At 59.3% G+C, this 14,652-nt stretch carries 13 protein-coding genes and 1 tRNA gene; 9 read left to right on the top strand and 5 right to left on the bottom strand.

Translation table 11 applies throughout. The features are described from left to right. Positions 1 to 29 precede the first annotated feature (29 nt). The 4 genes from HDF08_RS06420 to HDF08_RS06435 all read right to left on the bottom strand — a co-directional run bounded on the left by HDF08_RS06420 (position 30) and on the right by HDF08_RS06435 (position 4,680). Complete coding sequence (locus HDF08_RS06420; RefSeq protein WP_179637699.1) at positions 30 to 3,566, bottom strand: TonB-dependent receptor; 3,537 nt, start codon at positions 3,564 to 3,566, stop codon at positions 30 to 32. Positions 3,567 to 3,764: 198 nt separating this feature from the next. Continuing rightward, positions 3,765 to 3,841: transfer RNA gene (locus HDF08_RS06425), tRNA-Arg, on the bottom strand. A gap of 63 nt (positions 3,842 to 3,904) precedes the next feature. Further along, on the bottom strand, positions 3,905 to 4,168 hold the full coding sequence (locus HDF08_RS06430; RefSeq protein WP_179637700.1) for a hypothetical protein: 264 nt from the start codon (positions 4,166 to 4,168) through the stop codon (positions 3,905 to 3,907). A 29-nt stretch (positions 4,169 to 4,197) separates the two neighbouring features. Next, positions 4,198 to 4,680, bottom strand: a complete 483-nt coding sequence (locus HDF08_RS06435; protein WP_353068647.1) for a TlpA family protein disulfide reductase — start codon at positions 4,678 to 4,680, stop codon at positions 4,198 to 4,200. Between the two features lie 30 nt (positions 4,681 to 4,710). Between HDF08_RS06435 and HDF08_RS06440 the strand changes: the two genes are divergently transcribed. Genes HDF08_RS06440 through truB form a run of 5 tightly spaced genes read left to right on the top strand, consistent with a single transcriptional unit; the run spans position 4,711 to position 8,208 of the window. Further along, a complete protein-coding gene (locus HDF08_RS06440) occupies positions 4,711 to 5,802 on the top strand; it encodes a glycosyltransferase family 2 protein (RefSeq protein WP_179637701.1) in 1,092 nt (363 codons plus the stop codon). Between the two features lie 55 nt (positions 5,803 to 5,857). Further along, the gene (locus HDF08_RS06445) at positions 5,858 to 6,268 is read left to right on the top strand and encodes a 6-pyruvoyl trahydropterin synthase family protein (RefSeq protein WP_179637702.1); all 411 of its coding nucleotides are present in this window, start codon (positions 5,858 to 5,860) and stop codon (positions 6,266 to 6,268) included. Further along, the gene (locus HDF08_RS06450) at positions 6,265 to 6,693 is read left to right on the top strand and encodes a 6-carboxytetrahydropterin synthase (RefSeq protein ID WP_179637703.1); all 429 of its coding nucleotides are present in this window, start codon (positions 6,265 to 6,267) and stop codon (positions 6,691 to 6,693) included. The genes HDF08_RS06445 and HDF08_RS06450 overlap by 4 nt, the downstream gene beginning before the upstream one ends. 14 nt (positions 6,694 to 6,707) lie before the next feature. Continuing rightward, positions 6,708 to 7,316 carry a GTP cyclohydrolase I FolE gene (gene folE / locus HDF08_RS06455; protein ID WP_179637704.1) on the top strand — a complete coding sequence of 203 codons (609 nt, stop codon included), beginning with the start codon at positions 6,708 to 6,710 and terminating at the stop codon, positions 7,314 to 7,316. 19 nt (positions 7,317 to 7,335) lie between these two features. Further along, entirely contained in the window at positions 7,336 to 8,208 is an 873-nt protein-coding gene (gene truB / locus HDF08_RS06460) for a tRNA pseudouridine(55) synthase TruB (protein ID WP_179637705.1), read from the top strand. Positions 8,209 to 8,211: 3 nt separating this feature from the next. Here truB and HDF08_RS06465 read toward each other — a convergent pair whose 3' ends face one another. Next, positions 8,212 to 8,949, bottom strand: a complete 738-nt coding sequence (locus tag HDF08_RS06465) for an arylesterase (RefSeq protein WP_179637706.1) — start codon at positions 8,947 to 8,949, stop codon at positions 8,212 to 8,214. Between the two features lie 85 nt (positions 8,950 to 9,034). Here HDF08_RS06465 and HDF08_RS06470 point away from each other — a divergent pair, with 85 nt between their 5' ends. The 4 genes from HDF08_RS06470 (at position 9,035) to HDF08_RS06485 (ending at position 14,621) form a co-directional block, all read left to right on the top strand. After that, positions 9,035 to 9,757: an ABC transporter ATP-binding protein gene (locus tag HDF08_RS06470; protein ID WP_179638834.1), complete on the top strand. Its 723-nt coding sequence runs from the start codon at positions 9,035 to 9,037 to the stop codon at positions 9,755 to 9,757. Further along, positions 9,757 to 12,339: an ABC transporter permease gene (locus HDF08_RS06475; protein WP_179637707.1), complete on the top strand. Its 2,583-nt coding sequence runs from the start codon at positions 9,757 to 9,759 to the stop codon at positions 12,337 to 12,339. Before HDF08_RS06470 ends, HDF08_RS06475 begins: the two co-directional genes overlap by 1 nt. Before the next feature lie 72 nt (positions 12,340 to 12,411). After that, positions 12,412 to 13,584, top strand: coding sequence for a galactokinase (gene galK, locus HDF08_RS06480; RefSeq protein WP_179638835.1), 1,173 nt, complete (start codon positions 12,412 to 12,414; stop codon positions 13,582 to 13,584). After that, on the top strand, positions 13,581 to 14,621 hold the full coding sequence (locus HDF08_RS06485) for a UDP-glucose--hexose-1-phosphate uridylyltransferase (RefSeq protein ID WP_353068648.1): 1,041 nt from the start codon (positions 13,581 to 13,583) through the stop codon (positions 14,619 to 14,621). Before galK ends, HDF08_RS06485 begins: the two co-directional genes overlap by 4 nt. Positions 14,622 to 14,652: the final 31 nt, after the last annotated feature.

Genomic DNA, 14,652 nt, shown 5'->3' on the forward strand with positions numbered 1-14,652 from the left:
GCGCAGGGCTTTGTGTTGGTAGCGTGTAGCTAGTAGAGAATCTTCAAGCCGAACTGAAAGATGCGCGGCTCGAAGGTGCTGGTGATCTGGCCGCCTCCGGTTGGGTTGTTGAGGCTCGCCGGTGCGGTGCTTGTGGCTGCCGTGCTCAGCGTGCCGGTGAGGCCGCTGCCGGGGATGTAGAAGTTGGTGTGATTGAAAAGGTTGTAAGACTCTGCACGGAACTGCACGCGCAGGCTCTCAAGCGGAGTGCTGAAGGTCTTGTTGAGGGCGACGTCAGTCTGGTAAAAGGCCGGCGAGCGGCCCGGGTTGCGTGAGGCATTGCCGAAGGGGCTGACGAGATTTCCGCTTCCGTCCTTTGTCTCCGGCAGGGTGAATGCGGCGAGATTGATGTATTGGAGGTAGCCGCTGCTCAGCTTGGTTTTCTTAATAGCTTTCTGCCCAGCGACAATGTTGGGGCGATACTCATTGGCTCCGCGGTAGGTTGCGGGAATCTGAGGAGAGACGGCATTTGCGGAGTTGGGGGAGTAGCCAACGTTGAAGACGGTGCCGGCCTGCATGGTGTTGATGGCGCTGATCTGCCACCCGCCGAGGAGAGTGTCGGTGACGGCGTTGGCGGTGTTGAGAAAGTGCCGGCCACGGCCTACAGGCAGGTCGTAGACGAGGCTGGTGACGTTGCTGATGGGCAGGTTGTAGTCGGACTGGCCGTAGTCGGCGTTGATGTTGTTGGCGTCCTGCGGCGAGGGGCTGTTGCCCTCGAGGGAGGCACTGGCATTGTCGAGTGAGTGCGACCAGGTGAAGGAGTTGAGGAGCGTAAGGCCGGATACAAAGCGCTGCTCATAACGAACCTGGAGCGCGTCGTAGTGGGAGTAGAACTCGTTCAGGGCTGTGGTGATGTCGCTGGGCCAGTTGGCGAAGGGGCGAGTGAAGGCCCCGGTGGGAGTGCGGACTGCGGGGTTGAGTTGGTTGCCATTGAGGAAGCCCTGGAGCTTGCTGCCGTGGTTGCCGACGTAGGCGATGTCGAGGAGCGTGTTCTTGGCGAGCTCTTGCTGCACGCTGAGAAAGTAGCTTTGGACATAGCTGTCGCGGGTGTTCTTGGGAACCCAGGTGATGTTGTCGGTGGCTTTGTTGAAGGTGGTGGCAATACCGTTGGGAAAGCCCTGGTCGGCGGTGACGTAGCAGCTTGCAGAGGCTCCGCCTACCGGGCAATGGTTGGTGGTGCTGGGTGTCTTCTGGGTGACTGAGACAAACTGGGCCTGCGGGGCGTTGATGGCGAGGATGTCGCCCGAGCCCGCGCGAGTGTAGTGGACGTAGCTGGTGCCGTAGCCGCCGCGGATGGAGGTGCGCGGAGTAGCTGCGTAGGCAAAGCCGAGACGGGGCGCAAAGTCGTTCAGGTCGGGGTTGACGAGGGTGCTGCCGTAGACTCCGCCTGGAGAGACCGGGGTGATGCCGTTGCCGGCGACCGCGCCAGGGCTGATGGTGAGGACGGTCTGGGTGATGGGATCAAAGTTGGAGATGTAGTTGTGCTGCTCGGAGTAGGGCGAGCCGTACTCCCAACGGAGGCCGAGGTTGAGGGTCAGCTTGGGATCGACCTTCCAGTCGTCCTGCGCGTAGACGCTGTGCAGGGTCTGGCGAAGATGGGCGACGAAGAGATTGGCGAGAGAGTAGTTGTTGGTGGTGCCAAAGAGGAAGTCGGCCCAGTAGTTGTCGGCGACGGCGCCTTTGATGTCGGGGCAGGATTGGCCGTTCGGGTTGGTCGGTACCTTGACGCCGGCGACGGTGGTGCTAGGGCAGAGGCTGTAGCCGCCGGAGTAGCTGAAAGAGCCGTAGAGGGGATTGTTGTCGTTGACGGCCATCCAGATGTGCTCGTACTCGTAGCCGAACTTGAGGGAGTGGTGGCCTTTGATCCAGGTGAAGTTGACTTTGGGATCGATCAGGGCCGGGTTCTGCCACTGGGGGTTGGTGCTTTGACGGCCGAAGGAGGTGAAGCCGCCGTTGATGCTGGTGGAGGGCAGGCCGCCGGCGACGGTGGGATCGGAGGGCAGGCCGGGGATGGAGATGGCGTTGTCGCCGATCGAGAGCGAGTACTTGCCGGCCTTGGTGCGGGAGAGCCCGAGGCGCGCGTCGATGACCTTGTTGGCTCCGAGGAGGTGGGTGTAGCCAAGAGCTACCTGCTGGTCGAGGACGCGGATGGTGCCGTTGGTCTGGCCGTCGAGGGGCAGCGGGAAGACGGGAGAGTTGACGCCGGTCTCCTTGCGGTCGCTGACACGGAGGAACCAGGAGCTGTTGGAGTTCTGCTGGTAGTCGAGGCGAAGGTCGCCCTTGTCGGAGTTATCGGTGAAGGGGACGAGGCGTGCGAAGTTGTCCTGTGCGAGGCCGGTGGAGGCGAGGCCGGTGCCTTGCGTCGGGATCTGCTTGAAGTAGTTGATGATCTGCTGCGACACTGGGTTGATAGCGGAGGCTGGGATGGCAGTGCCGGCCGGATAGACCTGGCCGGTGAGAGGATTTTGCACGGCTACGACAAGCTTGCCGTTGAGTTCGTTAGTGGTGGGGACGGTATTGACACTGAGCGGCTTGAGGACCTGGCGGAAGCCTTCGTAGTCGACGAAGTAGAAGAGCTTGTCCTTGAGGATGGGACCGCCGAAGTTGACGCCGAACTGGTTTCGGTTGAAGGTTGGTTTCTGAAAGGGGACGACGTTTCCGCTGCTGCCGGTGAGGGTGGGCTTGAAGTAGCCGGCGGCGTTGAGGTCGGTGTTGCGGATGAACTCGTAGATGGTGGCGTGGAAACGGTTGGTTCCGCTGGCGGAGGCGACGTTAATAGTGGCGCCGGAGGAGCGGCCGTACTCTGCGCTCTCGTTATTGGTCACGATCTGGAACTGGGCGACGGAGTCTGGCGGGATGGCGATGATCTGGTTGTCAAAGCCCTGATTGCTCTCGCCGTAGGCGTTGTTGTCCATGCCGTCGAGGAGGAAGTTGTTGAACATGCTGCGCTGGCCGTTGATGTTGTAGGCACCGGCGCGGACGAGCGAGCTGATGGAGCTGGTGGTGGCGGCTGTGGGTGCCTGGCGGGAGCCGGTGACCAGGCCGAGGAGGTCAGAGTAGTTGCGACTGACCAGCGGAAAAGCGGCGCTTTGATACTGGGTGATCGTCTGGCCGCGTTGGCTGGTCTCGGTCTCGATTTGAAGTGCGACGTCCGAGACTTCAACCGTGGTCTGGGTGGAGCCGACCTGCAGGGAGAGGTCGATGCGTTCGCGAACGCCGACGGAGATCGTAATGTTCTTTGCGACTGCATCCGAGAAGCCGGGAGAGTTGGCGGAGATGGTGTAGACGCCGACGCGCAGAGAGGGAACTTCGTAGTCGCCGGAGGCGCTCGAGGTCGCCTTGGCAACGATTCCAGTGGCATCGTTGGTGATGGTTACTGACACGCCGGAGACGGTGGCGCCGCTGGAGTCATGGATGGTTCCGACGAGGCTGCCGTTCTCGTACTGGGCTTGCAGATGGGAGCAGAGGAAGAAAAACAGTATGGCCGCCACAAGGCTGGGTGCAGCAGAAAATCTTTTTTTTCGCATAGCCCTAAGTTACAAGGGGAGTGGTTAACCTCCGATCAAAGAACTATGAATGGGGGATTACGAGCTAAGTATTGTTTTGGGTTATCAACGGTTGATAACTGAATCGCAGGTGGATCGAGTGCTTGATACGGCTTGCAACGTGCAGTTGCGATTCTGTTGAAATCGCCGTAAAGCCTAAACTAAGATGGTTGACAGGTGTGGTGCGCCCGGAGAGATTCGAACTCCCGACCCTTTGGTTCGAAGCCAAATGCTCTATCCAGCTGAGCTACGGGCGCGCAAAACAGGGAAGTAAACTACAAGAGCATCCTAAAAATACCGGAGAAATCGTATGCGGGCAACTAGCTCGCAGCTGCCGGCTCTGGTGGTGGGGGTACTGTGAACATCGGCACCGTCTCGACGATATCCAATCCGGCACGTCGCAGCAGTTGATGGATCACCGGTTCGGTCAGACGGGTCGCATCGTATTCCACTCGCACCGTCTTCTTTGCCTCGTCCAGCGCCATATGGCGAACACCGTACACCTCGCGCATCTTGGCCATCGCCACGACGGAGGCTTCGGTCGGCGGAACTCCATAGCGGTAAAGAACATCAAGCTGTGTCATAAACTGATACTACCAGCGAGCCGCCAGAGTCACATCTTCGAAAGATAGCTGGTGATTTCGGGACTGGTCCACACCTGCGCGCCGATGAACTTCCGTCGCAACACGCCCTGCTTATCGATGATGTAGGTCTCAGGAATCTGCACCGTTCCATACAGCGCGTTGACCTTCTGATCCTCATCTCGAACGGTCAGCAAGTCGACGTGATGGTCCACCAGAAACCGCTTATACACATCCGGATCCTGATCCATACTCACCGCGACGATCGCCAGCTCCGGCATCTGCTTTTCCAGCGCCAGCAGGCTGGGCAGCTCCTCGATGCAGGGCGCGCACCAGGTCGCCCACAGGTTCAGCACCACTACCCGCCCGCGCAGCCTGCTCAAATCGACCGTCCGGGTGCCGTCTCCCATCACAAACTGCGGCGCGGGCTTATCGATATTCCCGGGATGGCTGCCCCGGTCGCACCCCGCAGCCAGCAGCGATCCCAGCACCGCACTCATCAACAATCTACGCACAAGTCACTCCACTTCCTATAATACGAAGTCGTGACCGACACCGACCCCGCACAGCATCCGAATTCTACCGAAGCACCCGACCTCGAACTCTCGGTTATCATTCCCGCCCGCAACGAGCAACGCTCGCTGCCAGCCTGTCTCGCTTCTATTTTGAGCCAATCTGAGCCCGGCTTCCTCCTCGGCCAGCAGTGGGAGTTGATCGTCGTCAACGATGACTCAACCGACAACACGCGCAACATCGCCGCCGAAGCTGCCGTCACCCATGCAGGTTTCCTCGTCCTCGACGCCCCACCATTAGACCTCAGCACCAACGGAGGATTTACCGGCAAGACAAATGCCTGCTGGACCGGCGCACAGGCCGCGCGTGGCCGATACCTTCTCTTCACCGACGCCGATACCCTCCACGAGACTAACGATATCTCCCGCTCCCTCCGAGAGATGGACCGCCACCACGCTGTCATGCTCTCCTACTCGCCACGCCAGATCGTCACCGGCTTCTGGCAGCATGCCGTCATGCCGCTGGTCTTCTCGGAACTAGCCTCTGTCTATCCGTCAAAGAAGGTCAACGATCCAGCCAGCCGCCTCGCCGCTGCTAATGGTCAGTTTCTTCTCGTCGAACGTGAGTCATACTTCTCCGTCGGCGGACATCGTGCCGTCGGCAAGAGCATTCTCGAAGACGTAGCGCTCGCCGAAAACATCAAACGCGGCTCCCACACCATCCGCTTCCGCTACGCGCCCGAGGCACTCGCCACGCGAATGTACTGGAACACCGCTGAGATGATCGAAGGCTGGACGAAGAACCTCGCCCTCCTCTTCCCAAAGCCCGTCGCCCTGGCTCTCTGGCGCATCCTCGATGTCCTTCTCTCCTTCGGCCTGCCCGTTGCAGCGTTTGGCCTGTACTGGCTGCAGCCCTGGCAGAGAAACGTTATCCTTCTCATCTGGGTCAGGACTCTATGGCGCTTTTACTCCCGTGTTGCGCGCTCCAACTTTCCAGCGCTCGACATAGCAATCTCCATCCTTGGAGTTCCATTCTTCATCTACCTGCTTCTGCGCAGCGTCAACCGTCACCGCTTCAAGAAAAACGTCTTCTGGAAGGGACGTAACTACAATACCGCCCCCTAGTTACCATGGTTTGCATCCGGCCATCTCATAAACACGTCTAACCACAGGAATAACGATGATCTTTCTCACCCGCAAAGCCGAGTTCTCCTCCGCCCACTTCTATTGGAACGAAGCGTGGTCGCCTGAAGAGAATCAGCGCGTCTTCGGCAAATGCGCCAATCGCAACGGCCACGGTCACAATTACACGCTCGAGGTCACAGTCGCAGGCTCGGTAGACGCCACCTCAGGCTTCGTCGTCGATTTAAAAGAGTTGAAGGACATCCTCGAGCGCGAGGTCGTCAGTGTATACGACCACCGCCACCTCAACCTCGAAGTCCCAGAGTTCAAAACCACCATCCCCACGACTGAGAACATTGCTATCGCGATCTGGCAGCGTCTCGACAACAAGATTCCCCACGCAAAGCTGCACCGCGTCCGCGTCTACGAGATGCCCGACCTCTTCGCGGACTACTATGGAGAGCCATGAAGGCACATCTCAATCGTCGCTACCACTTCAGCGCGTCGCATCGCCTCCACACTGAGACGTACGACGCTGCGAAGAATCGCGCCGTCTTCGGGAAGTGCAACAATCCCCACGGCCACGGCCACAACTACACCGTGCAGGTAACCATGAGCGGCCAGGTCGATCCGTCCACCGGGATGGTCTGCAATCTCGCGGACCTTGACGCCTTTGCGCAAACAAATCTTCTCGCCCGATTCGATCACATGAACCTGAACACCATGAATTGCTTTGCGAATATCGTCTCCACCACGGAGAATCTAAGTATCGAGATCTATCGCATCTTTCAACGCTTTCCCGCCGCCCATCTGGAGCGGGTTCACGTTGAGGAGACTAGTAACAACTCGTTCGACTACGCCGGCGACGCGACACCAACGCTAGGCACGATCTAAGAGAGGCCCGTCCTATGGCACGCACCCTGGCCACAATTGAACCACCATTGCTCGACACCGTTTCAACCCAGGATCTCTATCGCGAACTGCTCCTCCGCATCGGAGAAGATCCCACGCGGGATGGCCTGCTGCGCACTCCCGAACGCATGGAAAAGTCCATGGAGTTTCTCACACGTGGCTACACCATGAACGTCATGGAAGTTCTCCACGAGGCCCTCTTCGATGTCGACTATGACGAGATGGTCATCGTAAAAGACATCGAGTTCTTCTCGCAGTGTGAGCATCACCTTCTCCCCTTCTTCGGCAAGGCGCACATCGCGTACGTCCCCAATGGGAAGGTCATCGGGCTTAGCAAGATTCCGCGCCTGGTCGATGTCTTCGCCCGAAGGCTGCAGGTTCAGGAGCGGCTGACCCGTCAGATAGGCGAAGCCATCACCGATGCAATCCACCCGCAGGGCGTAGCCGTAATTCTCGAGGCGCAACATCTCTGCATGATGATGCGTGGAGTCGAAAAGCAACACTCCTCCACCGTCACCTCAGCTATGCTCGGCGTCTTCAAAACGCAGCTTCAGACGCGAAACGAGTTCCTTTCTCTCGTTCGGCGGCAGGGAAGTGGTCTCTAACGGCTAAACTGGAGACTGCATGAATGGTCTCCTTGTACTCGATAAACCGTCCGGCGTTACCTCGCATGACGTGGTGGCCATCGTACGCCGAGCTACCGGCGAAAAGTCTATCGGCCACCTGGGCACGCTGGATCCCATGGCCACTGGCGTCCTGCCGTTGCTTCTCGGCAAGTACACGCGTCTGGCGCAGTTCTTCGGGCAGGCCGACAAGCACTACACGGGCCACATCCGCTTCGGCTTCGCAACCGACAGCTTCGATGCAGACGGAATGCCGGCGGCTGAGCCACTCCCACTGCGTCAGACGCTCGAGGAACTACAAGCACTGAGTCAAAGATTTCACGGAGAGTTAGATCAGGTTCCCCCCATCTTTTCCGCGAAGAAGATCAACGGCGTCGCCGCCCACAAGCTGGCCAGAGCCGGTGTGGAGGTCGCGGTCAAGCCGGCCCGCATTACGATTCACAACTTTGAACTCACCTCTCTAGTAGGCGACACCGCATCGTTTGTCATGTCTGTCTCCGCCGGCGGGTACGTCCGTTCCGTAGCCCACGAGCTTGGCCAGTTGGCGAACTGTGGAGCGCATCTCTCCAGCCTGCGCAGAACGCGTGCCGGAGCATTCTCTCTCGAACATGCAATCACCATCGACCAACTCAAAACAGCCTCGGCCGCCGAACTTGAGGCGCTCCTGCCGCACCCGCGAACGCTGCTCCCCGAGATGCCCTCGGTCACAGTGGACGATCAACTCGCCGGCCGCCTGCGAAACGGAATGCAGGTCAATCTGCCTGATTTTTCGCAGGCCGCACTAATCAAGGTATTCACCACTCCCACAGACTTGCTCGCAGTCGCCCGCCGTATCGCCGGCACGCTCATGCAACCCATCGTCGTCCTTGGCTAGCCTTTATTTTTTCAGCAGAGGCTTCACCAGAGGGAGCATATTCTTTGCCACGATCTGATTCCCCGCGCTCGTCGCATGGGTCCTATCAGCCTGCATCATTCCGTCGACGCCGAAGACGCCCTTCAGCACAAAGGGCAGTATCGGCACATGGTGCTTTGCTGCGAGCATCGCGTACGTGTCGTTGAACTGCTTGATGTAGTCAGGGCCATAGTCAGGCGGCAGAGTAATTCCAGCGAGAACGACCTTCGTGCCACTGGCCTTCAGGGTGGCAACAATCTTATCCAGGTTTGTGCGTGAGTCTTCAATGCGAAGGCCGCGCAACCCATCGTTCCCGCCAAACTCCACCACTACCACTACCGGCTTTAGCGCAAGCACCGTGTCGAGACGATCCACGCCGTCCTTGGTCGTATTGCCGCTGATGCCCTCGTTGACGACGCGGTAGTTATATCCTTCAGTATTCAGATCCGTCTGAAGATAGTCAGGATAGCTCTGCCCGAGGTCAGTTCCGTATCCAGCAGTAAGGCTGTCGCCGAAGCAGACGATGACCGGCCGCTTATCGCTCGTGGCCACCGGGGAGGGCAGGGAAGCCGCATCCGGAGCCGCGCTCTCGGCAATCGGCTGACTCGAATCGGCCACCTCGGACGGTTTCGCTGTCTTGTCGGCGCGGCAGCCACTCGGCAAGAGCACCGCTACCAAGAGAGACAAGACCGCTAAAATAGCTACAGATACTGTTCTCCGCATCTTTACATTGTTCTCCACATCTCTACAAAGTAACAAAACCGTTGCCGAAGAAGGAGAGTCACCGAAGTTGACATCATCCACTCCCATGATCGCCGTCGAAGGTCTTCGCAAGTCGATCCGCAATGGTCCTCGTACCGTAGACATTCTCAAAGGACTTGACTTCACCATTCCACGCGGGCAGTTCGCCGCTATCATGGGTTCGAGCGGCAGTGGAAAGTCCACACTTCTCGGCCTTCTGGCCGGTCTCGATACCCCCAGCGCCGGCAACGTCCACCTGAACGGCACCGCCATCAGCTATCTCCCGGAGGACAAGCTCGCGCAGGTTCGCGGAAAGACCATCGGATTCGTCTTCCAGTCGTATCAACTGATTCCAACGCTGACTGCACTCGAAAACGTCCTCCTGCCGCACGAGCTTAACGACGACACCAAAGAAAGTGGCCTCACCCGCGCGCGTGACCTGCTCTCGAGCGTCGGCCTTGGCGACCGCATGGACCACTATCCCGTCCAGCTCTCTGGTGGTGAGCAGCAGCGGGTAGCTCTCGCCCGTGCCTTCATCCTCCGCCCGCCCATCGTCCTCGCCGACGAGCCCACCGGAAATCTCGACACCACCAACGGCGCTCACGTGCTCGAACTTCTGCTCAATCTGAATCGTACCGAAGGCACCACCCTCGTCCTCGTGACGCACGATCCAGTGCTTGCCAGCTACGCGAACCGCCGCATCACTCTGCGCGATGGCCTGATCATCGCCGATGAGATCAATCCCACCCCGGCCGAGACCTCCCGTGAAGCCGCCCTGACCGAGGGCTGATGGCGACCCTCTCCTATCGCTCCGCCGCAAAGATCGCCGCCCGCGAGATGCACTCCTCCCGCGGAAAGTTCTTCTTCGTCATTCTCTCCGTCGCCATCGGCGTCGCCGCGCTCACCGGAGTACGCGGCTTCTCCTCCTCCTTCCGCAGCACCCTGCTCAATCGAGCCCGCAGCATCATGGCCGCCGACCTGTCCGCGAGGATGTTCCAACAGCCAACGCCCGACCAGCAGAAGGCCTTGGACGAGATCGCAGCAACCGGCGTCGAGATCACCCCCGTCACCGAGCTGCTTTCGATGGCGTCCTCCGCGAAGACACTCGACCCGCTACTGGTCTCGCTCAAGTCGGTCGATCCCGCAAAGTACCCATTCTACGGACAAGTCGAACTCGCCCCCTCCGCCCAACTGAAGACCGTACTCGACGCAAACACCGTTGCCGTTGCCGACGACCTCCTCGTTCGATTGAACGTCAAAATAGGAGATCAACTCAAGATCGGCACCCAGCTCTTTCGCATCGGCTCGGTTGTCGTCAATGAGCCGGATCGTCTCTCAGGCAACTTCGCAGCCGGTCCGCGCGTGCTCATCTCGCGGGAGGGCCTGGACGCAAGCGGACTCCTCGCACCCGGAAGCCACGCCGGACAGCGATATCTCTTCAAGGTCCCTCCGCCCAGCAACGGCGCACCAATATCCGACAAGGCTGTCGCTGACTTGAAAGTCCGCCTGGAAAAGCTCCTTCCAGAGGCACAAATTATCGACTACCGCGAGACCAACCCGGCGCTCACGCAGGGTCTTGACCGTGCCACAAGTCTTCTGTCGCTGATGAGCCTCGTGGCCCTTGTCCTTGGTGCCATTGGCGTCGCTATGGCCATGCGGGCGCACCTGCAGCAGCGTCTCGACACCATCGCAATCATGAAGTCCCTGGGCGCACGCTCAGGCCAGATCATCAAGATCTATCTTTTGCAGACGCTCCTGCTGGGTCTCGCCGGAGGCTTGTTGGGTGTAGCTTTGGGCGTCGCTGTACAGCTCAGCTTTCCCCATCTGCTGGCCAGGCTCATCCACGTCGATACTGAGCTTCATCTCCAGCTACGCACCGTCATCACGGGGCTCGCAGCCGGCCTGCTTACGACTCTTCTCTTCACCCTGCCTCCATTGCTCGATATCCGCGGAGTCCGTCCCATCCTGATTCTTCGCCGGGCAGTGGAAGATAACGACGACCCGTTCGTTACTGCAGCTTGGCGTAAAATCACCAAAAATCTAGCCCAGGTCGCCGCAGCGGTGCTCATTCTCGCCGGACTAGCCGCCATCGCAACCACACTGAGCGATTCACTCGTAGTAGGCGAGGTCTTTTCCTTTGGCCTGGTAGCCGTCCTCGCGGTGCTGTTACTCGCCTCCGTAGCCGTCCTCGCTGGACTCCGCTTCTTCCTCACCAAGACCCGTCTTCATCTGCCGTCCTCACTTCGTCACGGACTGGCAAATCTCTATCGTCCAGGCAATCCCTCTGCCGCGTTGCTGGCTGCTCTCGGGCTTGGTGTGATGCAGATCATGACGGTCTATCTCGTCCAGCAAGCCGTTGTCTCGGAACTTCACGTATCCGCCGCGCCCAACCTTCCCAACGTCTTCCTCATCGATATCACCAACGAAGAGATCAACGGAATTCGCACGCTGCTAAAGACACAGCCCAGCGTCACCGCATCCCCGGAGCTCCTCCCCGTCGTCTCATCGCGCATCGTCGACATCGACGGTGTCCCCGCAAACGAAGCGAAGCTGAAGAACTTCCCCAAGCGAATGCTGCGGTCGATCAACCTCACCTGGTCTGCAGCCTCGCCTCCCGGAACCAAGACGGTGGAGGGGAGCTGGTGGTCCGCAGACGAGAAGCGCCCAGTCGTCGCCGTAGAAAAACGTCAAGCGGACAGGCTGGGCGTTCATGTCGGCTCGCACATCACCTTCGCCGCACAAGACACCCAGTTCGTCGCCACAGTTGTAGCGCTCACCAAATCAGACGGCCAGCACGCCTATTCGCGAGCCGAGTTTATTCTTCCGCAACCGGCCCTCGCTGGGCTGCCGGTCATCTGGTATGGCGGCGTACACGCCGACCCAAATCGCGTCGGCGAACTGCAGCGCGCACTCTACAACTCCTACCCCACCGTCACGGTCATCAACGTAGCCCAGGCCCTCGAAACCGTGCGAGCCGTAGTCCTCCAGATCACGTACGTCATCCAGTTTCTCGCAGCGTTCTCCATCTTCGCCGGCATCGTCATTCTCGCCAGTTCGATCGCCGGAACCCGCTATCGCCGCATTCGCGAGGTCGTCGTCCTCAAAACCCTGGGAGCCACGCGAGCACGCATCGCCACGGTATTTTCCATCGAGTTCGCGGTCCTGGGGCTGGTCGCCGGCGCGGTAGGCATCCTCTTCGCAAACATCATCGCCAGGGTGCTGCTCACAAAACTCACCGTCGCGTACCACTTCCAATGGTTCTGGACCTTCGGCGCGCTCCTCGGAACTGCCGCGCTCACCGTCGCCACCGGCTGGGTAGCAAGCCACCGCATCCTGGGCAGAAAACCGTTGGAAGTCCTTCGCGAAGAGTAACCAAATGGCTTCCGTTTACGTATACGGTTATGACATGATCTTGTAGCAACTTCAGAAATGCGGGTTCTGCGAATGAGGGTGGACAACGAACAACTGCTGCAGCTCCATCAGCAGCGATTTGGTCTTGAGGGCAAGCTCTTCGCCGCTCCGGCTCGAGTCAATCTGATCGGCGAGCACACCGACTACACGGGCGGTCTAGTCATGCCCATGGCGATAGACTTTCGAACCGTCGCCATCCTCAGTCGGACGAACGACCAACGTGCCGTCTTCTACTCGGCAAACTACGACGAAGAAGTCTCCTTTGAAGTTGCCTCACTGGAGTGTGCCCCGAGAGGGCATTGGTCTGACTATCCCGCAGGCGTTCTTTGGTCTCTCCAGCAGCAGGAAATCGCGGTCAGTGGCTTCAAGATGACTCTTGCAGGCGATGTCCCTCTGGGAGCTGGACTAAGCTCTTCTGCCTCCGTCGAAGTAGCGACAGCGCTGGCGCTTTTAGCGCACGCCGGCGCAACCCTTCCCCTCGACAAACTCGCAACCCTCTGCCGCCGAGCCGAAAACGAGTACGTTGGCGCAAAGAGCGGCATTATGGATCAGTTCGTCGTGGCCGGTGCCGTAGCCCATCGAGCGATGCTGCTCGACACCCGTTCCCTCACCTTCGAGCTTCTTCCCTTGCCCGACCAGGTACGTGTAGTCATCTGTAACTCCATGGTGAAACATGCCGTGGCCACCGGAGAATATGGAGACCGTCGCGACGAGGTCGAGTCTGGCCAGGCCGTCCTGCAACACGAGCGACACATAAAGCTGCTTCGAGATGCGACACTAAGTGATCTCGAAGCCTGCAAAAGCAAGATGTCCGCCGCCAGCTTCGCGCGATGCAAACACATCATCACAGAAAATCAACGCGTATTGGATGCTCGGGAGGCGCTGTTGCACGACGATATGAAGCAGTTCGGAAGCATAATGGTTGAGGCTCACAGGAGCATGCGCGACGACTTTGCCGCAAGCTGCGAAGAGGTCGATGCACTGGTTGAGATCGCCACCCGGCAGCCAGGGTGTTTCGGCGCTCGCATCACCGGCGGCGGATTTGGGGGATGCACCGTGAATATGATTCGCGCAGAGGTCGCGGAGCAATTCGTCGCAACCTTGAAGCGCGAGTACGCCGCAAAGACCGGAATCACCGCAGAATGTTTCATCAGTGCGCCGTCCGACGGAGCGCTCGCCATGGCAGCAACCGGCGGTGTCCAGTGATTCCTCTAGCGCAGCAAAACCCTCACCGGCGATTCAATCCCCTCAAACGCGAGTGGGTTCTAGTCTCTCCCCATCGCACGCAGCGTCCCTGGCAAGGGCAAACCGAGACGAAGACCACAGAGGTCGCACTGACCTACGATCCAACCTGCTATCTCTGTCCGGGAAACGTACGCGCAGGCGGAGTGCGAACCGACAAATACATCAGCACCTACGTCTTCGAAAACGACTTCGCCGCGTTGAAGCCGGACACCCCGCAGTTCTCGAGCGATGAAGGCAGCAAAGGCCTGCTGCTCGCAGAAGGCGAGAGCGGAGTATGCCGTGTCATCTGCTTCTCCCCGCGCCACGACCTCACGCTGGCCAAGATGTCAGTACCTGAAATTCGCGCCGTCGTCGACGTATGGAGCGAGCAGTACGCAGAGCTCGGCACACGCGACGACGTGAACTACGTGCAGATCTTTGAAAACCGCGGAGCCATGATGGGGGCCAGCAATCCGCATCCGCACGGACAGCTGTGGGCCAGCCGTTCGATCCCCGATGAAGTAGTTTCAGAGCTTGCCGGCCAGCGCGAATACCTCACAAAAAACAATGCTGTTCTCTTATGCGAGTATCAGAAACTGGAAGAGTCGCTGGGCGAGCGTATCGTCTCACAGAACGAGAGCTTCCTCGCAGTCGTTCCGTTCTGGGCCGTGTGGCCTTTCGAAGTGATGATCCTGCCGCGCCGCCACGTCAGCACCCTGCAGGCATTCACCGACACGGAGCGATCAGACTTCGCGGCCATCCTACACGCAGTCACCGCAACCTACGATCAGGTCTTTGACACCCCTTTCCCCTACTCCATGGGTCTGCATCCTGCTCCATGCGACGGGGAGGAACATCCAGAGTGGCAGTTTCACGCCCACTTTTACCCACCTCTGCTCAGGTCGGCCACCATCCGAAAGTTCATGGTTGGCTACGAACTCCTAGGCTCTCCGCAGCGGGACATCACACCCGAATCCGCTGCCGAGACCCTTCGTCAAGCGAGTCTGCGTGCTCTCTGAGAAATGATGTGAACACTTGCAGCGAACAACT

This window comes from Tunturiibacter empetritectus, from assembly GCF_013410875.1.
Lineage (GTDB): Bacteria > Acidobacteriota > Terriglobia > Terriglobales > Acidobacteriaceae > Edaphobacter > Edaphobacter empetritectus.